A 19,067-nucleotide genomic window follows, 5' to 3' on the forward strand; every position below is an offset into this window, starting at 1 on the left:
GTGGGGCGGCCGCGCGGCGCATTCGCGCGGGCGACGAGTCGGAGCGAAGAAAGGGGCAGACGGCGGTTTCTTAAAAAGCCGCGACGCACCGGATGGAAGAGCAGTTTGACGGATTTCAAGGAAATCACCGTTCCGAACGATCTGGCCGCCGCCAAACATCCGGAGGAGTTGATTCTGAAGGAAGCCGCCGCGTGCGGCTACGGCGAAAACGCGTCCTTCGCGATCAAGCTGGCGCTGGAGGAAGCCATGACCAACGCCTTTCGACATGGCAACAAGTGCGATCCGACCAAGCACATCATCGTGCGTTACTGTGTGACGAATGAGCGGATCGAAATCGAAGTCTGCGACGAAGGCGAAGGGTTCTGCCCCGGCGAAGTCCCCGACCCGACGCAGCCGGGCTTTATCGAGCGGCCCCACGGCCGTGGGATCATGCTGATGAGGGCCTACCTGGACGAAGTCGAATTCGGTAGCTCGGGAAACTCCGTGCGCCTGGTGAAATTCAACAAATGACTCTTCCATCCTCCGGTACAACTTCCGCGGCAAGAAGCGACCAGCCCTTTGACTTGCGCGTTGAGCAGTCCGGCCATGAAGCCGTCGTGCGGCTCACCGGCTCGTGTACGATGGTCGTCGCGGGCCAATTAGGAGAGTGCCTGCTTCGCCTGGCGTCGGAGTCCGTCCGCGTCATCATCATCGACATGTCCGGCTTGGATTTTATTGAATCAACAGGGTTGGGAGGAATCGTGGCAGGGTACCTTCGGCTCCGACGCAGCCAGGGTGAGCTTCGGATCGTCGCCCCAGCGCCGGCCATACGCCAGCTTCTCGAACTGACCCGCTTGACCCAGCTTTTCACTGTTCACGCGAACATCGAATCCGCCAGGAAGGCCCCCCCGGCGAGCCGTTGAGGGACTTTCTTTAGGGGACTGCCCTCGATGCCTATGGCGAAGGTCCGCATGGAACACCCAGCCGATCCAGCAATGGAGTTCCGCAGTCCGATGATTCTCATGATAGCCGAGCGACCGGCCGAAATTCTTGAAGCCGAATAATTCGAGGACATATAATTGTATTAGGGCCTCCGGACCGGCAGCCGATTTGAAAGGCAAATGGGGTTTCAGGCGTCATAATACTCATGAAACTCACGGTTCGATCAGGTCGGGGTCGGCGCTCCGCGGGGGGGCGGTTTCGAGGAATGATTATGAGCCCAATGGCGACCGTGGCCTGCGACGCGGACCGTCCTTGTGCGATGGAACGAGTTGGAGGATCCATGTACGTTAAAACTGGTGGTCTTCGCCGGTGGTCGTCGTGCGCGTTGATTGCGGCTTTCATGGGGGCCGTCGCGCCGGTAAGGGCTGAGCCGCACGAACCGCGATTGGCGACGGCCGATGCCAAGGAGCTTTGGCGTAAGGGGTCCGACCAGGTCCTTGCCGGAGACTTTGGCAGCGCGATCAGCACCTTGGAAAAAGTGCAGTCGCTCGAGCCCGGACACGAAGAAGTGGCGTCGGCGATTTCCTGGATGCGCGAAGCCCAGGACCTGGCGGATAGCCGCGAGCGGCTCCGCGCGGCGACGTTTGAATATTACGTCGCGAAGGCAAAAAAGTCGGTCAAGGAAGCGAAGGAAGCCGCCCTGCGGCCTCCGTCGGACGACAACGAGAAGTCCGCGAAGGACGACGTCTCCGCGAAAGATGGGGAGGACCAAGAGGCCGCCTCATTAACCGGGCACGAGGAGGAGTCCCTGCCCAAGGAGGATGAGGACAGCGAGAGCTTTAAGTGGAGCCGGGCCCTCGGCTACGCCTTGTCCGCCATGGCCAATTCCGGGGACGAGGATGAATTCCGGAAGGAGCCGTGGCTCGATGAGATTATTACCCACACGTTGTCCGAGATCGATCGGCACAAGAGCAAGAACGAGTGGCCGGATGCGGCGGCGCTTTATAGCTATCTGAGCAGTCTCTACCCGAAGCGCAAGGCCTACGAGGAAGGCTTTGAATTCTGTCGAAAGCGGGCGCACCTGGATTACGTTTACGGCCCGAAGAGCAACTGGCGGTCGGATCTCCGGGACGTGTCGTCCAGTGTCATCCCGCAAATCCTGGAGCGGATGGAAAGCGATTACGTCGAGGAAGTGGACTTTAAGAAGGCCTGCGCCGACGGGCTGGACCACCTGCTGATTCTGGGCCAGGCGCGTTCGATCGCGAAGACGTTTCCGACCTTGAGCGATCAGGACCTCGTCAATCATTTCACCGCCCGGATCAACGGGTTATTGAAGAACCGTGTCAATGGAAGGGCATCCCTCGCGCCGCGGCACGTGATGGAAGTATTCCGCCGCGTCGTGGAGGCCAACAACGAAAGCCTGCGCCTGCCGGAATCTGTCCTGGTCGATGAATTTGTCACCGGCATGTTCGAGCCGCTCGATGAGTTCACGTCCGTGATCTGGCCGGCGGAGGTCGAGGAGTTCAACAAGCACACCCGTGGGGAGTTTGTCGGCGTCGGCATTCAGATTACCCAGGACATCGGCAAACACATTCGCGTCGAATCGCCGCTGGAGGATTCGCCGGCCTATCGCGCCGGCATCAAGCCGGGCGACATGATTACCGCCGTGGACGGCAAGAGCACGCTGGACATGTCCATTAACCAGGCCGTCAGTGAAATCACCGGCGAGCCGGGCACCAAAGTGACGTTGACCGTTAAGGACGCCGTCAGTGAGGAGATTCGCGACGTAGTCCTGGTCCGCGAGCAGATTAAGCTGCGAACGGTTCGCGGCCATCTGCGCGACAATGCCAAGCCGACCGGTTGGGACTACGTCATCGATTCAGAAACCAACATTGGCTACGTTCGCGTCAGCGGCTTCATGGACAAGACGGTCGAAGATCTCGACCGCGCCTTGAAGCAGATGAGGGCGGACGGCGTTCGCGGGCTGATCCTGGATCTTCGCTTCAATCCCGGCGGTCTGTTGACCTCGGCCAAGGACATGTGCGAGCTGTTCATCGGCGAGGGGGAGCCCATCGTGAAGACGAGGGGCCGAAATCGGCAGCAAAACATGGAGATCAATTCCCGCGGCCGCCGGCGCTTCGGCGACCTGCCGCTCATCGTTCTGGTGAATGAATACAGCGCCAGCGCCAGCGAAATCGTCGCCGGGGCGGTCTCCGGCCTCAAGGAAGCGTGTATCGTGGGAACCCGGACCTTCGGAAAGGGGAGCGTGCAAAACCTCATTCCCATCGCCGACAATCGGGCGTATCTCAAACTGACAACGGCCCACTATTACCTTCGCGACAAGGACCGGCCGGGAGATGGCTGGTATCTCCTGCACAAGAAGCCGGACGCCGACACATGGGGCGTCGAACCCGACGTCGTGGTCAAGGTGATCCCGATGGAGAACAGCAAGATCGTTCGCCTGCGGCGCGAGCGCGACCTGCTCAAAGGCCGGGACCAGGCGTCGATCCCCAAGGATGTCCTGGAACGCCGCCCAACGAGTGAACCGGCTGAAGACCTTCCGAAGGACGAGGACCCCGACGTCGATCCGCAAATCGCCGCTGCGGTCAACATGATGCGGATCAAGCTCCTGTCCAACCAGCCCTGGGCGTTGACGCCGCGGCAATACCGCGCCGTGTCGCGCTCTAATGACAAGATGAAAGAACCCCTCGACCGGTAGGGATCTACCTCAATCGATTGGTGGGGTGGCACGGTCTGGCAGCAGCCAGGCCGTGGTGCCGCTCGGCTATCCGAGAAGGTAGGACACCGCGTCCACCAGATCGTGGATGTGGCGGCCGACCATCCACATCGGCAGGATCATGAGTCCCACTCCGAGCAGCACGAGACCGGCCCCCATGGGCGATGGAAGCTGTGCGACCGACTGAAGCCGGGCATGCAGGGTATGTCCGATCAGGGGGACCAGATCGCGGGCCGTTTCGTTCTGCGCGTCAAAGTGCAAAGTGACATTTCGAAGCAGGGAGAACTTGCGGACTTCGATGGAAAGACACCCGGAATCGGCGTGCCACACGCGGCCGTCCCAATGGCCGCTGAGTCCCAGTTGCCGAAGGGCGATCGTCAGGAGCTTCACGCACCGGGGTTCGGCGACGTTGTAAACAACGAAGCCGGCGTGGGTCCGTGGCAGCATGTACCAGAACGCCGTGACGGCCATCAAAAGACCCGCCACCAGCGGAACGTAAAGTTGCCCCCGGATGAAATCGGGGACGGGCCAAAGCAAGACCGGGATCAAAACGCTGGTCAGTGCGAGAAAATCCGAGCGACTGGTGACGATCCAGGGGCGGGAGTGGCTGTTGACCAGGCCGAGTATCAGGAAATAGAGGGCGATCGGCGCAACATTTCCGACAAGCATCAGGACATCCAGGACCTGGTAGCTGTCGGCAAACATGCGAAACCCCACTCTTCGAGCAATCCGACCACGCGGCAGCCGCCGGGAATGCGGCTCGGCAACGGCCTATGGGTCCGGTGCGGGCCGGTCCACATGCTGGCCCACGTCCGCGACCTTGCGATACCCCAGGTATTTTATAACCTCCAAGACCTCAGTCCAACTGGGAAATGGTCGTTTATTAGCCCGTTTGTATTCGTCCATGGCCAGGACGAACTCGAATTGCTCGTCGTTCAGCTCCCCTTCTTCGGCGCTGCGGCGGGAATCGGAGCGCCGCCGGCCGGGGCCGCGACGACGTTCCAGACCGCTCCGCCGGTCGATGGGGGTGTTGCGACGTTCATCCCTTTTTCGTCGTTCGGGATTGGGGGGAGTATCAGTCGAGGCGAGTGGGGCGGGTGTCGGGTTGTTCATGACGCAATCGCCTCGTTTCTGAGATGTCTTGGGTGGCGGCCGCTTCGCGGGAAGCCAGCGCCCCGGGGGGCCCTCGAATCGGTTATCGGCTAATAGTCGCTCGCACCTTCGAAATCTTCTTCTTCGTCTTCCTCCTCGTCTTCATCGTCGTCTTCGTCGTCGTCAAATTCGTCGTCCTCGTCCTCCTCCTCCTCCTCCACGTCGTCGTCGGCATCCTCCAGTTCATCATCGCTTTCCACATCGCTGTCGGTGCCTTCTTCCTCCTCGCGGGCCGCCAGGAGTTCCGACGCATCGACAAATCGATCCGCGGGAACCAGCACGGCAACGCCGCAGTTTTGGGCGAGTTCCCGGGTGTTCTCCAGGCGGGCCGGTATGAGCTGATCTTCCAGGAAGCCGATGCACTCTCGCGCTTCGCTGACGGACTTCGCGAACATGACTTCGACGTATTTGGTGCCGTCAACCCAGTGAAGAACATTGCCGGAACCCATTGTTTCATCCTTCATTTGCATCCACTCCTGACACTTCGCTCGGCGGCAATCATCGAGCGGATTCCACGCCTCTTCCACCGCGCGCTTGAACTCCGGCAGCGCCTGCGGACCAACAGTAGCCTACCGCACCGCCGCGGGCCTCGGAAAGAGGCGGCCCCCTTTGCTCCGGAGATGATCTCGCGAACCGCGCGAAATCGATGCACAACAGTAAATCATTCTCTAAGGGTACGACACGGGATGTCAAGCAGGGCCGGAGCAGGTCCGGCGAGGCTTGTATCCTGGCAATAATCGTCGCTTCCGGGAGAGCCGGATTATTCGTGCCCCGCCCTTTCGCGCGTAGAAATCCACGTCCCTAAAAAACCGGCCCCCGGAGAGTAAGTCCGGGGGCCGATTGAAGATATGAAAGAACCGGTGGGCGGAAGCAAGCCCGCCGTTGAGCGCTGGATTACCGCTCGGGAAGCACGGGCACCGTCTCCGGGCAGGCGTCCGTATCCGGGGTTCCCGTCGGCCTCATAAACCCAATGAACCCGCCGCCGGAAACGCCGGAGTTCAACGAATACTCCGCATCGAGGGCCTTGTCGATCCGCTTCTTGACGTCGGTCAAGTGCGCCAGCGTCGTGGCGTCGACCTCTCGCTCCTTCATCGTCTTGTCAATTTTCTTGGACAGCCGATCGACGCAGAGCCGGGAGATCGCCGCTGCGTCCGCGGGGACGATTCGGCCCGGCTGCGACAGCACGAGATTGAGCATCATGTTCAAATGCGTCCGCTGAAGATTGCGCCGGAAGCTGTTCACGAACGGCTTCTTTTCGCTCCCTTCGCGATCGTTGTCGGCCAGCTCCGACCAGATCGCGTCGTTCAGGCCGCTGAGGTGTTCGTACAGCGTGTACACTTCCTCGTCGTCATCAAACTTCACCTGATTGTCGTGAATCCGCCCGATGGTGAACGGGTTCATCAGCGTCAGCAGGCAGTAGTACTGCGCGCTGGAAACAAAGTCGTGGATATTAAAGTCCACGCGAAAATCAAAATCGTCCGAGTCCCAGTGCCAGAACCGGCCCGGGGCCAGGTGTGCCAGCAGCTTCGGATCGATCCGGTACGCGTCTTCGCTAAAGACGTAATCGCACACGAATTTCATGGCCTCGCGCTGCTTGGCCGCTGACACCACCTCAATAGGCGCTCGCTCGTCCGGATCGCCCCGGTGATCGCGGCGCAGCACCTGCCCACCAACAAACCGCGCGACATATTCCGTCACATTGGCCCGTTCGGCGAGGATGCGGCGGAAGGCGTTGCGCAACCGCGTGTACGACTGGCCATCTTTGATGGCCCATTTCTGAATGTCGGCCAGCAGACCGTCGGCCAGCTTAACCTGCCGCTCGGCGTAATCGGTGATGTCGCGGCCCATGTCAAAGCGGTTGGAATACGGGTCCGGCGAGAGGAACCACATCGTGTCCTCATCCGTCGCGTAGTCCAGCCCGGCCTCCGAACAGCGTGTGGCGATGGACGCCAGCATTTCATCCTCGCCCTTGTCGCCGGCGCCGACGGGGCGATAGCCGTATTCAATCGCCCAATAGTCATACGGGCCGATCGAGCGCGTGGTGAACGAGCCCTGCTTCTGGCCGCGGGGGCTGATGATCGGCGGGTTGTAATCCATGACCGACCCGACGCTCGCGTCGCCGGGAAGATCGTGGTCTTCAATCTCCTTCATGGGCAGCCAGGTCGACGCCTTGAAGTTGTGGCGCAGCCCGAGGCAGTGCCCGACCTCGTGCATGACGATTTCCTTGATGAGCTGGCCGATGAACTCCTCGTTGTCGCGGCCCAGTCCCTGAGCTTCGAGAGCGACCCGCGCGAACTGCACCTGCTTGGCCATGCCCGAGGCGCACTCGCACATCGGCCGGCCGTTGCGATACATGTGCTTCATCAGATTGCGGCGAAACTCTGCGTCGGGATCGTCGCGCAGTGTTACAGCGGGCAGGAGGTTCTGCCACGGCGAGCGGTATCGCCATTCGGGATGGGCGTTGAAGAAGGACTCGACGATCGGGTCGTACGGCGTCCACGATTCTTCGCCGCCCGTGAATTGCGCGTAGTCGGAGACGTAAAAGCGAACCATCGAATCGTCGAACACGATGTCCGCGTCAAAAATCTGCCCCGTCAGCGGGTGATCGCGCGACGGGCCCATGGCAAAGCCCACGCCGGTGACGATCCAGCGGAAGAAATTGTAACGCACGTCCTCGGGGTCAAGGTCTTTTGTCTCCCGGTCATAGTCTTCCTGTTGCTTCACCTCGATGGCGTCCAGGAAGCCGCACTTCTCGAAGCCCTTGTTCCACTCCAGGATTCCCTCCTTCACCCAGCGCCGATACTTAAGCGGCACCGTCTTTTCGATGTACCAGATGATCGGGTTCTTCGGGGCGGAGAGTTTGGCGGTCGGGTCGCGCTTTTCCAGATGCCAGCGGTTGATGTAGCGGTTAAATAGCGTCCGCGCGTTGTGCTCCTTGGTCCAGTCCTTCCGCACCGTCATGAAGTACCCGATGCGATCGTCTGCCAGCCGCGGTTTGTACGCCTGGCTGGATTCGGGGATCTTCGAGATGCTGTAGTGGAAGAGATTGCGTCGGCCCGAACCGCCGCCGCCGCGGCCGCTCCGCATCAAAGCCAGATCAACGGTCAATTCGACGTTCTGCGGAAAGGCCTTGTACTTGGCCCACTTGGAAAGCTGGCTGTTGACGGTGCCCAGGCCCCACTCGCCGATCCCTGCGAAGTCGGCCTTGAACAGCCCGTCCAGGTCGATGATGGAATCGCCATCTTTCATGGTGACGATCGAAACGGTGCGAAGGATGTCGTCGCCGCCGTAGCTGCGCTTGATCACGTCGGACAAAGGCTGGTCGCCCGAACCCTCGACATAGCGCGGATCAACCCGCATCAAGACGAGGGACTTGTCCATCCGATCGAAGTACGCCAGAAAATGGTCAATCTGGAAGCCCGTGGCGATGGGCCCGCCGGCCATGCTGGTCGCGACGAGAAATTTCTGGCCGATGAGGCTGGCGGGGATCTGCGCCCGCAGGGAGTCCGTCTTCTTGTTGTACCACAGCGGGAAGAAAGGCGACTCGGCCGTCGGGACTTCCGTGTAGTCCTTCATGACTTCGTCAAACGGCGGGAAATCGGGCTTGGGCTTGTCCGCGGTCGGCCGCGCCGCCTTGCCCTTTGGGGCCTCGTCGCCTTCGGGCTCGCCCGGATCGGCAATCGCCAAAGCAGCGACCAGGAAGGACGCCATGAATGCTGGAATCAAGGAACTCAGACGGATGTTCGACTTGTGCGACATTTCGTGTCTCCAAAAATACCAAAAATGTGAGTTTGAGCCCCGCTACCCATGATAGGCAGCGACGATCGTATTAGTTCTTACTCTTGGGGTGACGGAAGGTTCCGATCCTCCAGTAAATTGAGCGTACTGCGGGCCGATTCTTCACGGGACCGTCAAGACCCTCAGCGCGGAAACGCTGGAATCGGATTGGTATCGGCGGAGGGCGAATCGGGCAGTTAGGGAGAATCCGGCGAGAATCGCCCACTTCTTTGCCGAGAATCGGCCTGATTTATTCGATTTCACAGCTTGTCAACAGTACTGGAAATGCGGAAAGACTGCGGTCAGGCAGATTCCCGCGCAAGCCGATCGGTCAATTATGCGCAAATCTTGCGGGATAAGTGGTTTACGCGGCCTGAATGACACTCCTGACGAGGCCTGTCGTCTCACCGCAGAGTCACACGAATCCCCTCGAAAGTCCTTGACGCGGCCGGATCACTGAAAAATAGCCCAATTTGACAGCGCCAGGGGTGCGTGCTAGGTTCCCTCGCCCTGAACAGGGGTGCGGGGCGTGTAAGACTCGATCTTTGAGGGCCTTGGCGGCGGAGCCGATATACCGTCGTGCTCAAGGGTTCCTTATTGCTGCAAGGTCGAACGCTTTCTTTCCGGCAGCGGGAAAGGGGTTTGCCCCATTAAGGGCTATATGGCGAAGAAGTCCAGTACTGCGGCGAAGAAGGCGAAGACCGCCCCGGATGGCGGCGGCCGTTCGCTCGTCATCGTCGAATCCCCGGCCAAGGCCAAGACCATCAATAAATATCTTGGCAACCGCTACGTGGTGAAGGCCTGTAAAGGACACGTCCGCGACCTCCCCGCCCATCGCTACGGCATCGACCCCGGTCGCAATTTCGAACCTTCGTATGAGATCCTCCCGAGCCACCAGAAAACCGTAAACGAGCTAAGGCAACTCGCTGACGATTCGGACACGGTTTATCTCGCGACCGACTTGGACCGCGAAGGGGAAGCAATCGCCTGGCACCTCGCGACGGCCCTGGAGCTGCCCCCGAAGAAGATCCAGCGTGTCATTTTCAACGAGATCACCAAGAGCGCCATCACCGAGGCATTCAACCACCCGCATTCGATCGACATGGACAAAGTGAACGCGCAGCAGGCGCGGCGCATCCTCGATCGCGTGGTGGGCTACGAATTATCCCCACTTCTGTGGAAGAAGATTGCCAAAGGCCTTTCCGCCGGTCGCGTGCAATCCGTGGCGATGCGCCTGATCGTCGAGCGCGAAAAGGCGATCCGCGAGTTTCAGCCGGAGGAATTTTGGGCGCTCAACCCGGTCTTCACCGGCGACCCTGCCAAGGCATCCACTCTCGAAAAGGAATGGGCCGCATTATCCGAGAAGTCCGGCGGTTCTGACGGGGCTTCCGTCGAAGAGAAGACAAACTGGCTCGGCCAGCGCGGCTGTTTTCGGGCCGAACTCGTGGAGTTGCCCGAGGGGACCACCTTTCGCCCGACGGGCCAGGTGGAGAAAAAGAAGGACGGGAAGTTCACATTCCAAAGCGCGGTGGATGCGGCGACGAAGGCCGCGGAGCTGCTGGGATGTCGCGTGAAAGAGGCCAAGCGCGAGGCTCGCAAGGAATACCCGCAATACCATCAGGAAACCATCACGCTATCGGGTGCAATCGATCACACTCGCGCGCCGAAGTTCGTCATCAAGGGCCTGGAGACAAAACGGCGCACGACAAAGCCCTACGGCCCCTTCACGACGGCCGCCCTGCAACAGGCCGCGGCGAATCAGATTCGCTTTTCGACCACGAAGACAATGAAGACGGCGCAGGCCCTCTATGAAGGCGTTGACCTCAAGGACGGCCAGGGCCCCGTCGGTCTCATCACCTACATGCGAACCGACTCGACAAATCTCTCCGCGGATTCGATTCACGCCGTCCGGCAATACATCGAAACCTCGTATGGCCCGAAATACCTGCCCGATAATCCAAATCGCTACGGCAGCGCCGCGGGGGCCCAGGAGGCGCACGAAGCCATCCGTCCGACCGACGTGACCCGTACCCCGGAATGGATGCGCGGTCACCTGAATGACGACCAGCTCAAACTGTATACATTGATATGGAAGCGGTTCGTGGCCTGCCAGATGGCCCCCGCCGAATGGGACACCACGTCCGTGCAGATCACCGCGCCGACCGCACAGGGGACTGCGGTCATGAAGGCGTCCGGTCGCGTGCTGGTGTTCGAAGGATTCTACAAGGTAATGGGCGTGCCGGAGGGCGATCCCATCCTCCCGGCACTCAAGGAGGGTCAGACCGTCGCGCCGCTGGAACTGACTCCGGCGCAGAAGTACACCAGCCCGCCGCCGCGATTCAGCGAAGCCTCCCTGGTGAAGGAACTGGAAGCCCAGGGCATCGGCCGCCCCAGCACCTACGCCTCGATCATCGACACCATCCAATCGCGGGGCTACGTCGAACAGCTCGACCGCCGCTTCCACCCCACGGCCCGCGGCGAGATCGTCACCACCAAGCTGATCGAGCATTTCCCCAAAGTGATGGACGTGCAGTTCACCAACTTCATGGAAGGCGAGCTGGACAAGATCGAAGAGGCGCACCTCGACTGGGTCCACGTCCTCCACGAGTTCTACGACCCCTTCAAGGAAGCCCTGGCCAGGGCCCACGAAGACATGGACGCCGTCCGCGCCGAGCCCAGCGAATACACCTGCGATCAGTGCGGCAAGCCGATGGTCTATCGCCTCGGCAAGAACGGTCGCTTCCTCTCCTGCACGGGCTATCCCGAGTGCATGAATACCAAGAACGTAGACCGCGAAGGCAAAATGATCGAGCCGGTCATCGGGGCCGAGCCGTGCGAGCTCTGCGGCAAGCAGATGACAATGCGGATGAGCAAGCGCGGTCCGTTTCTGGGTTGCACCGGCTATCCGGACTGCACCAACACCAAGCCGTGCGACGAGCGCGGCGTGGCGCTGAAGAAGGTAAAGGCCGAGGACGTCCACCAGGAATGTCCCGAGTGCAAAGCCCCGATGGGCGTCAAGTTCGCCCGCGGCCGGTCATTCCTCGGCTGCTCGCGCTATCCGGAGTGCAAGGCGACCGCGCCGATGCCCGAGGGCGTCTATGTCGAGAAGCCCAAGCCGGAGCAGGCGGGCGCGCGCTGCGACAAGTGCGGACGGGCGATGGTCATCCGCAAGAGCCGCCGGGGGCCGTTCCTGTCCTGCTCGGGCTTCCCGCGCTGCCGCAACGCCATGCCGATGGAAAAGCTGGAGCACCTCCGCGAGCGCGAAGCGGCGGGAGAGATCCCCGACGCCCCGGTCGAAGTCGCCGGCGCCAACGGCCGCGCCAAGAGCGGAAAGGTCCGCGGCAAAGTCAAACGGCTCTCCAAAGAAGAAATCGCCGCGCTGGGCTCCCCGCCGTCAGGCTTCGCCTGGACGCTGACGGGCCGGCCGGTCGTGGAGAAATGGCCGAAAGATGCCCTCAAATGCTTTTCATGCAGCGGCGAAATGACGCTCCGCAACGGTCGCTTCGGCCCGTTCTACAGTTGCGCGAAGTGCAAAGCCGTCGCCAACCTCCGCGGCGACGCCAAGAAAAAGGCCGAGGAGGTCATGCCCTCCGAGCCGAAGGTCAAGCCGATCGAGACCGACGTCAAATGTCCGGAGTGCAACTCGAAAATGCTCCTCCGCATGGGCCGCACCGGCCGCTTCCTCGCGTGCAGCGCCTATCCCAAGTGCAAGAAAACGATGGAAGCCCCGCCCGGCCTCCTCCGCGAAGTCGGCGCCGAACTCGCCGGCGTGTAGCGTCCGCCGTCCCGGCGGACGTCCGTAGCGTCACTCCCGGCGCGCCGGGATCGGTGACGACGTGTGGCACGGACTATCAGCCGGTGTAATGTGTAACGTCCGGCCCCCGTGTCGGACGCTGTGGCACCGGCTAATAGCCGGTCTAAGGAAGGGCGAGGCTCCCGCCCGAGCTTCCCTAGCGTCACTCCCGGCGCGCCGGGATGGGTGACGACGTGTGGCACGGACTATCATCGCGAGGGTGATACAATCGTGTGGGTATGGATCGGCTCCCACGGAGAATTCGACAGGCGGTTCGGCTGATCCGGCTTGCCATCTGAGGTAGATGCGGCCGGGAAATACGTAGCTGTCCCATTCGGTCTACGTAGCGCCTGAACGCTCGTGATTTCTTGCAGGCATAGCCCAGAGTCTTGGGGGTGCGAAATGTGACTATGAGACCACCGCCCCCTCACGATAATGATACCGAGGCGCCATGGCGCGACATTGTCGTTCTGCTAACCTGCGTATTGTTTTGTCTCGGCGGAGCGATCCCTACGATGTTGGCTATTGGTCGCTTGTATTTGGCGATTTTTTCTTTGGTTCCGGACGAACCACTTCCGGGCCACCATGTATTTGGGGTCGTGACGACTTTCCTGGGCTCGCTTGCCCTGGGTGGGTACGCTGGTATCTGTACTTGGCTTCTATGCGGGCGCTTTGTGTTTCGATTTTCGCGATCGGAAGTGGTGCGCTGCCAGCATGCCGGACCGCGCATCCCCGTCTTGTCGGCAATCGATGATTGGTTGATAAAGATCATTTATGGGAATTGATTTCGATCATTCCGAACGAGAACCGCAGGGGACATGCTTCCTGACACTTCTTTCGATTCATTCGCCGGGCAGCAGCTGAACGTTCTGAATCTCCTTGCCGCTTCTTTCGCAAATGAATTGGATAAGATCGGAGGCTTGGTTGCTTAGAGTTCTGATGACCCTGTCATGAGTCGACCAGGTCAACCCGTCTCGAAACCGGACGACAAAATGTGGCGTATCGATAATTCTGCCGCTTAGGGCTCGAATCTGAGCGACTGAATAAACGTCTGTCACTTCGCTATAAGCAAATTCGTGCTTTCGCAATCCAAAGGCGGATTGAATGCGAATCGTATTCATCCCAAACGCGGCAATTGTCGTCAGGCCCCAAAGGACCAGCGCTGCAACGATGAGAAGAGTTCCGGCAACGAATGGGACGGTAAAGCGCCGAGGAAATCGAGCGCCTGATCTCAAATCGCGGTACCGCTCCAGGTCTTTGTAGCGGTCCCCCAGCAGCCAACGGAAACCGAGCGCGACAGGCGGCCATGACGCGAGAATACCAAGAAATAGAGCTGGCAAGAACCAGAAAACAAGGATCGGCTCCGCGGTGAAGCGAACATCCGACCCTGGAACACGGTACCAGCTCGCCATTGCGAGCAATACTGCATTCCATCCGAAGGTCAGCAAAGTCGCAATTACAAAATAACTGGTTATTTCTGCTAACCAGAAGCGATGTACCTTGGGCTTAAGGTCTTCGATCTGGCGCGCGATCTCCTCGGCGGTTAGAGAGAGCCGGAAGCATCTCATCAGCCAACCAAGCACGAGAGCGGCCCCAATCGCACCGCTAAGTGCCGGGACCCAGACGTTCATGTTCGAAGACATTCCGAAAATCGTAGTCGCCGACGCCCTCGAGTCCAAGACTGCATGGGGCAGCCACCTACCCATTCCGTCGATTGGCTGCTCCCCATTATTGACCCCTCGCTAGGCTTCGTCGTCGTCGCATCTACAAAAAATCCTTCCACCCGGACTTGCCTTCTCCCGAAACCTGTGTTATATTAGGTACTAGTTAGGTATCGCCGAATCGCCGCGCGCCGTCCGCTCCGCCCGCCCGCCCAGGAGGCTCCGCGCCCATGAGTTGGCAAATCAAAAATTTCAACTTTATCAGGCGAATTCAGCCACCTTGTTTTTTTCCCACGCGCCCGACCCCTCATTCCCTCAATCCCTCAATCCCCCGTTTTCACCCTTTCTCACCTTTTCTCGGCTTTTTTCGGCCAAAAAAAATCTCTGCGCTCTCTCCTGTTCACCTGTCACCTGCTCGCCTGGTCTGCAGCCCGCTCCTCAAGCCTCAAGCCTCAGGTCTCAAGCCTATTGCCGTTCCGCCTCGTTCCGCCTGGTTCAACCAACAAAAAACGGCCCCCGCCCGATCGGTCGCCGTGGCGACCGTGGCGAGTTCTGGGTTCCTCGTTTCCGATTCCCTGTTCCCTGTTCCCTTCTCTCTTCGCCGTCCGGCCTCGTCGTTCCATTATTTTCCACTATTTTCCGGCCCAAAAAACATGCGTCTCGGTGTCTCTGTGCCTCTGTGGTGAATCTTCCCCTTTCCGCTCCCGTTCGGTACGATCATCGACGCCCGCTGAGTCGACTGTTGGCCCGTTGAAGGAACTCATCCCATGTCGCGAACCAGTATTGCCCGCCTTCTTGTCATCGCTTTGTTCTCATCCGCCGCCGTCCCCGTGTACGCGAAGCCTCGCGACAAGACCGTCACCGCCGAAGGCCGGGCGAGCGGGGACAATGCCAACGCCATGGAACAGGCCCGGCTCGATGCCCTCCGCCGGGCCGTACGCGAGGCCTGCGGCGAATTCATCAACGCCCAGACCGTGGCCAAGAATTACGCGGCCGTCTATGACCGCGTCATGGGCTCCGCCGCGGGCTATGTGACCGAGTCCGAGGTCCTCTCGCGCCGCGTCGAAGACGGCGTCAGCATCTGCTCCGTCCGCGCGACCGTCTCCACGGAGTCCTTCGAGAGCGAATGGACGCGGTTGGCGCACACGCTGGAGCGCGAGGATAACCCGCGCTGCATCGTGATCGTGATCGAGGACGATGATTCCGACGATCAGAACCCGCCCAAAACCGGCGGCGTCGTGCAGAGCGCCCTGGAGAACTTCTTTCTCTCCAAGGGCGTGCAGCTCATGGACAAAAGTGCGACCGACGACATCCGCAAGCGGGATGTGACGCTGGCCGATATGAACAACAACCCTGACAAGCTCGCCGCCATGGCCGCCTCCTTCAAGGCCGATGTCCTGGTCACTGGAAACGCCCAGGCTCGCCGGTCGGGTGCCAGCGAAATGGCCGGTCAGACCATCTATCGCTGGCAGGCGACGCTCAACGTCAAGGCGTATCACGCCGACAGCGCCCAGATGCTGTCGTCAAACACCTATGCCACAACCAAGGCCGGCCCTCATGACATGGGCGGCGGGGACGAGGCGCTCAAGGCCTGCGTCGACCAGCACGGCGCGGCGATCCTCCGCGACATCGCCAGTGCATGGTCCAAGCGACAATTCGTCCGGCGATCGATCCAGTTGACGCTGGAGGATTGTTCGCGCAAGGACTATCTCGCCTTCGAAAAGGCGCTGGGCCAGATCGACGGAGTGCAGGGCGTTCGACTGCGTGAGTTGGTCAATAACGTGTGCCAGGTGGAAGTGGACTGGTCCTACGACATCGCCACAATGGCCGGCCGCATCGACGATCTCACGTTCGACGGCAAGTCGCTCGAAATCACCGAGCAGACCCACGACCGCCTGACAGCCAAGCTCGTGAAATAGGGGGGCGTCGCCGCTCTCCGGGCCCGACGAGCATGTCGGCGAAACTTCAGCCGCGCGGGCCGAAATGTCATGCCCATTCCGTTCGCCGGCTTAAATGGGTTCGAGCGCCTTCACCCGCACGACGATCGTGTACGCACGACTGCCTGTGCAGCCCCCCGTATCCATGGCCGTTATGGTGAAGTTGTAGGTTCCCCCGGACGTGCTCGTCCCCGACAGAACGCCGGTCGGCGACAGGGTCAGACCCGCAGGAAGCGCGCCGGCGGTTACGACAAAGTTGTAGTCGCCGGTCCCACCGCTGGCGGTGATCGTCTTGCTGTACGTCCGATTGACAACGGTCGAGGACAAAGTCGTCGGGGTCAGCGTGACAATGGGCGCCTCACAGGCGTCCAGGACCAGGTTGTTGTTGCAGTCGTTCAGGCGGCCCGGCCGAAAGGCCAGTCCCGTCGGTGAGATCAGCGGCGGATCAGCGCGGACGAACGAGCGGAGGTACAGCCCCGAGACCGTGTATTCCTGAACCCGGATCGTCCCGGTGCTGCGGACCGCGTACACATTGCCATCCGGACCGACGCGTACGCCCCAAGCCCCTTCCATCGTTGGACCGTTGTTGAACTGACCGAGCGACGCGCCGGTCGCGCCGTTGTAGCGTAGCAGCCGCGAATTCGAGAAACTGGCCACAACCAGATCGCCGTTGGGCAGGAAGGTCAGACCGCGCGGCCCGGACAGACTCCCGCTGCCCGCCGTGACGAACGTGCCAACCAGCGCGCCGGTTGCCCCGTTGTACTGGATCACGGTGTGGTTGCCGCTGGTGACGAAGAGATTGCCGTTCGGACCGAAGGTCAGGCCGTAGGGCTGGCTCAGACCGCCCAGGCCGGCGGTCACAAAGGTCCCGACGAGCGCCCCGGTCGCGCCGTTGTACTGAATGACGCTGGAGGTCAGGCGGCTGGCGACGAAGAGATTTCCATTGGGACCGAAGACGAGCGAGGCGGGACCGTCCAGGCCGCCGCTGCCCGAAGCGACGAAGATTGATGTCGCGCCGGTATCGACATTGATCCGCACGATGCGGTCGTTGGTGTAGCTGGCCACGTAAAGCTGGCGATCCGCGCCAAATACGCAGTCATGCGGATCGACGACGACGCCGGCCGCGAGGTTTTGGATGGGATAGCCGCTGGTAGCGAAATACTCACGAACGTAGTCGGACTGCGCGGCGACGTACAGATTTTCGCCCCGGCCCATGTCGAGCCAGTCGGTCACGCCGTTGTTGTCGCAATCCTGGCAGACGTCGGGGACATTGTTGCGGTCCAGGTCTGCGAAACCGCCGGCGGGGCGAACGTCGAGAAAGTCGGGCACCGTATTATTGTTGCAATCCGCCTGGCATTCGTCGGGCGTGTTGTTGCCATCCTGGTCGATAATGGGGTCGAGGTCACATTCGTAGGGATCGGGCACGCCGTTGAAATTGCAGTCCGGCTCGCAGGAGTCGGGGATGCCGTTGCCATTGACGTCCGCCGCGCCGCCGATGATCTCGATGGGGTCCAGAATGGTGTTGGAATTGCAGTCCTGGCACTCGTCGGGGATGCCGTCCGAATTTACGTCGTCGCTCGTGAGATCGGCAATGTCGGTAGCGTCGGCCACGTTGTTGCCGTTGCAGTCGTACTCGAAGCACCCGCCGAACTGGAAATCCGCCTCGATCACGTCCTCGACTTCCCGGTGCATCCACATGTCAATATTGAGCACGCCGCCGGGGTGCGTGTGGCAATAGCTCATGATGGTGCCGCGCGAAGGGACGCCATTGCCGCAGTCATCGATGGTCGGCGAATAGCCGTCATGAGTATGAAAAGTCCCCGCGTTGTGCCCCATCTCGTGCGTGGTGACGATGACGTCCCAGTTGTCCAGATCGGGCGGGCCCACCGACGGAGGAAACGTGCCGTTCAAAAACGCGCTGATGCCGTAGGTTCGGCCCGCGCTGCAAGTCCCCCCGACGTACGCGATACCGGCATAGCTCGTGGCGCGACTGCCACTGTACAGGTGGACAAAATTGTAGAGGTCGGGGTTCTCGTTATTGATCCAATAATCCGCGAAACCGCTGAGATCCGTGGCCGCGAAGGGCGCGCCGCCCGCCGGCCACAGCCGGACAAAATCGAGCCGGAGGCGGAGGTTCAGATCGCGCTCATAGATGTCGGCCGTCGCCGCGGCAAGCTGAACGGCGTACGCTCCGGCCGCGGCGCTGTCGGGAAATAGCTGAACGAACGCCTGATCGGCATCGATCGCCAGCTTGGCCATCCGGGCGCCCTGGTCGGTCACGGTTCCGCCGCGGGGCGCTGCCCCCTTGTGCCGTCGATTGTGCGAGAGTTCGACGCCGCAGGCGATGCCCGCCCCCGGCTCATCCTGTACCTTCGGGGCCCGGTGGATCGTCAGCGCGCCGGGCGCAATTCGGCCCGCCGTGTCGCGGGCGGTCGCGATGAAAAACCGCTCGCCGCTCCGATCGATGTAGCCGTTGCCCGTGCCATTGGCGCAAAGCGCGAGGAACACGTGCGTCTCGCGCTCGTTCTCAATCTGACCGCGGAAGATGACTACGTCCGGGACGGGCAAAGGCGTCTCGCCCTGCGGCGTCGCCTCGACCAATCGAAAAGAGGGTCCGATCACGCTGAATCGCTCGACCGCCAGTTGCGCGATCTGACCGTTTGGCATCGGCCAGGCGAGCCGTCGTATCGGTGGGCCGGACTTCAGATCGCCGAAGTTCGCGGCATCGATTTCGATTCGCTGGACGTTCGTGTCCACGGCGGAAGTGCGAAAAGAGGCGTCGCGCGGCTCCGCGGCCGAGTCATCGGCTGCGAGAAAAAGCGGAATTGCTGCTGTCAGGACGACTAGAAACCGGCGGGGTCCATTCGCTGTGATGTAACGCATCTATCTCCTCCAAGGGAATAAGCGGCTTGGCCGTGTATGCTCGCCCTCATTGTAACAAAAAGCGAACCCTGAGTGTCGATTTGTTTCTTGAATCCAGCAGCCTTCCCATCGGGGTAATCGACCGGTGTGTGCGGAGCGGCAGTCGCCGCGTCCGCCCGCACGATTCGACAAGTCCTTCGGCTTTTCTGCTATAACTTCGCATTGGA

General features: G+C 60.9%; 12 protein-coding genes. 6 read left to right on the plus strand and 6 right to left on the minus strand.

Going from position 1 to position 19,067, the window contains the following annotated elements:
- Window positions 1-105 precede the first annotated feature (105 nt).
- The 3 genes from VJZ71_18045 to VJZ71_18055 all read left to right on the plus strand — a co-directional run bounded on the left by VJZ71_18045 (window position 106) and on the right by VJZ71_18055 (window position 3,640).
- Window positions 106-510 (plus strand): ATP-binding protein, encoded by a 405-nt coding sequence (locus VJZ71_18045; protein ID HKQ49982.1) that lies wholly within the window; start codon window positions 106-108, stop codon window positions 508-510.
- Window positions 507-902: an STAS domain-containing protein gene (locus tag VJZ71_18050; GenBank protein ID HKQ49983.1), complete on the plus strand. Its 396-nt coding sequence runs from the start codon at window positions 507-509 to the stop codon at window positions 900-902. Before VJZ71_18045 ends, VJZ71_18050 begins: the two co-directional genes overlap by 4 nt.
- A 359-nt stretch (window positions 903-1,261) precedes the next feature.
- The gene (locus VJZ71_18055) at window positions 1,262-3,640 is read left to right on the plus strand and encodes a S41 family peptidase (GenBank protein HKQ49984.1); all 2,379 of its coding nucleotides are present in this window, start codon (window positions 1,262-1,264) and stop codon (window positions 3,638-3,640) included.
- A 66-nt stretch (window positions 3,641-3,706) separates the two neighbouring features.
- Here the strand turns inward: VJZ71_18055 and VJZ71_18060 are convergent, their stop codons facing one another.
- From VJZ71_18060 to VJZ71_18075, 4 genes are all read right to left on the minus strand, one after another.
- Window positions 3,707-4,363 carry a hypothetical protein gene (locus VJZ71_18060; GenBank protein ID HKQ49985.1) on the minus strand — a complete coding sequence of 219 codons (657 nt, stop codon included), beginning with the start codon at window positions 4,361-4,363 and terminating at the stop codon, window positions 3,707-3,709.
- A 66-nt stretch (window positions 4,364-4,429) separates the two neighbouring features.
- Window positions 4,430-4,771 carry a hypothetical protein gene (locus VJZ71_18065; protein ID HKQ49986.1) on the minus strand — a complete coding sequence of 114 codons (342 nt, stop codon included), beginning with the start codon at window positions 4,769-4,771 and terminating at the stop codon, window positions 4,430-4,432.
- A gap of 89 nt (window positions 4,772-4,860) precedes the next feature.
- Window positions 4,861-5,274, minus strand: a complete 414-nt coding sequence (locus VJZ71_18070) for a hypothetical protein (protein ID HKQ49987.1) — start codon at window positions 5,272-5,274, stop codon at window positions 4,861-4,863.
- Window positions 5,275-5,704: 430 nt separating this feature from the next.
- On the minus strand, window positions 5,705-8,569 hold the full coding sequence (locus VJZ71_18075; protein HKQ49988.1) for a zinc-dependent metalloprotease: 2,865 nt from the start codon (window positions 8,567-8,569) through the stop codon (window positions 5,705-5,707).
- A 679-nt stretch (window positions 8,570-9,248) separates the two neighbouring features.
- Here VJZ71_18075 and VJZ71_18080 point away from each other — a divergent pair.
- Window positions 9,249-12,362: a DNA topoisomerase gene (locus tag VJZ71_18080; GenBank protein HKQ49989.1), complete on the plus strand. Its 3,114-nt coding sequence runs from the start codon at window positions 9,249-9,251 to the stop codon at window positions 12,360-12,362.
- 860 nt (window positions 12,363-13,222) lie between these two features.
- Here the strand turns inward: VJZ71_18080 and VJZ71_18085 are convergent.
- On the minus strand, window positions 13,223-14,023 hold the full coding sequence (locus VJZ71_18085; protein ID HKQ49990.1) for a hypothetical protein: 801 nt from the start codon (window positions 14,021-14,023) through the stop codon (window positions 13,223-13,225).
- 248 nt (window positions 14,024-14,271) lie between these two features.
- Between VJZ71_18085 and VJZ71_18090 the strand changes: the two genes are divergently transcribed.
- Together VJZ71_18090 and VJZ71_18095 are read left to right on the plus strand one after the other, a co-directional pair.
- Window positions 14,272-14,727, plus strand: coding sequence for a hypothetical protein (locus VJZ71_18090; protein HKQ49991.1), 456 nt, complete (start codon window positions 14,272-14,274; stop codon window positions 14,725-14,727).
- Window positions 14,728-14,808: 81 nt separating this feature from the next.
- Window positions 14,809-15,960: a hypothetical protein gene (locus VJZ71_18095; GenBank protein HKQ49992.1), complete on the plus strand. Its 1,152-nt coding sequence runs from the start codon at window positions 14,809-14,811 to the stop codon at window positions 15,958-15,960.
- A gap of 90 nt (window positions 15,961-16,050) precedes the next feature.
- On the opposite strand, the gene VJZ71_18100 is transcribed toward VJZ71_18095, so the two are convergent.
- Window positions 16,051-18,861: a M12 family metallo-peptidase gene (locus VJZ71_18100; GenBank protein ID HKQ49993.1), complete on the minus strand. Its 2,811-nt coding sequence runs from the start codon at window positions 18,859-18,861 to the stop codon at window positions 16,051-16,053.
- Window positions 18,862-19,067 lie beyond the last annotated feature (206 nt).

The sequence above is a fragment of the Phycisphaerae bacterium genome (assembly GCA_035275405.1).
GTDB lineage: Bacteria > Planctomycetota > Phycisphaerae > UBA1845 > UTPLA1 > DATEMU01.

Coding starts and splice junctions, on each gene's coding strand:
- VJZ71_18065 (HKQ49986.1), bottom strand. CDS start 4,771: ATGAACAACCCGACACCCGCCCCACTCGCCTCGACTGATACTCCCCCC.
- VJZ71_18080 (HKQ49989.1), top strand. CDS start 9,249: ATGGCGAAGAAGTCCAGTACTGCGGCGAAGAAGGCGAAGACCGCCCCG.
- VJZ71_18070 (HKQ49987.1), bottom strand. CDS start 5,274: ATGAAGGATGAAACAATGGGTTCCGGCAATGTTCTTCACTGGGTTGAC.
- VJZ71_18060 (HKQ49985.1), bottom strand. CDS start 4,363: ATGTTTGCCGACAGCTACCAGGTCCTGGATGTCCTGATGCTTGTCGGA.
- VJZ71_18085 (HKQ49990.1), bottom strand. CDS start 14,023: ATGTCTTCGAACATGAACGTCTGGGTCCCGGCACTTAGCGGTGCGATT.
- VJZ71_18090 (HKQ49991.1), top strand. CDS start 14,272: ATGAGTTGGCAAATCAAAAATTTCAACTTTATCAGGCGAATTCAGCCA.
- VJZ71_18055 (HKQ49984.1), top strand. CDS start 1,262: ATGTACGTTAAAACTGGTGGTCTTCGCCGGTGGTCGTCGTGCGCGTTG.
- VJZ71_18095 (HKQ49992.1), top strand. CDS start 14,809: ATGTCGCGAACCAGTATTGCCCGCCTTCTTGTCATCGCTTTGTTCTCA.
- VJZ71_18075 (HKQ49988.1), bottom strand. CDS start 8,569: ATGTCGCACAAGTCGAACATCCGTCTGAGTTCCTTGATTCCAGCATTC.
- VJZ71_18100 (HKQ49993.1), bottom strand. CDS start 18,861: ATGCGTTACATCACAGCGAATGGACCCCGCCGGTTTCTAGTCGTCCTG.
- VJZ71_18050 (HKQ49983.1), top strand. CDS start 507: ATGACTCTTCCATCCTCCGGTACAACTTCCGCGGCAAGAAGCGACCAG.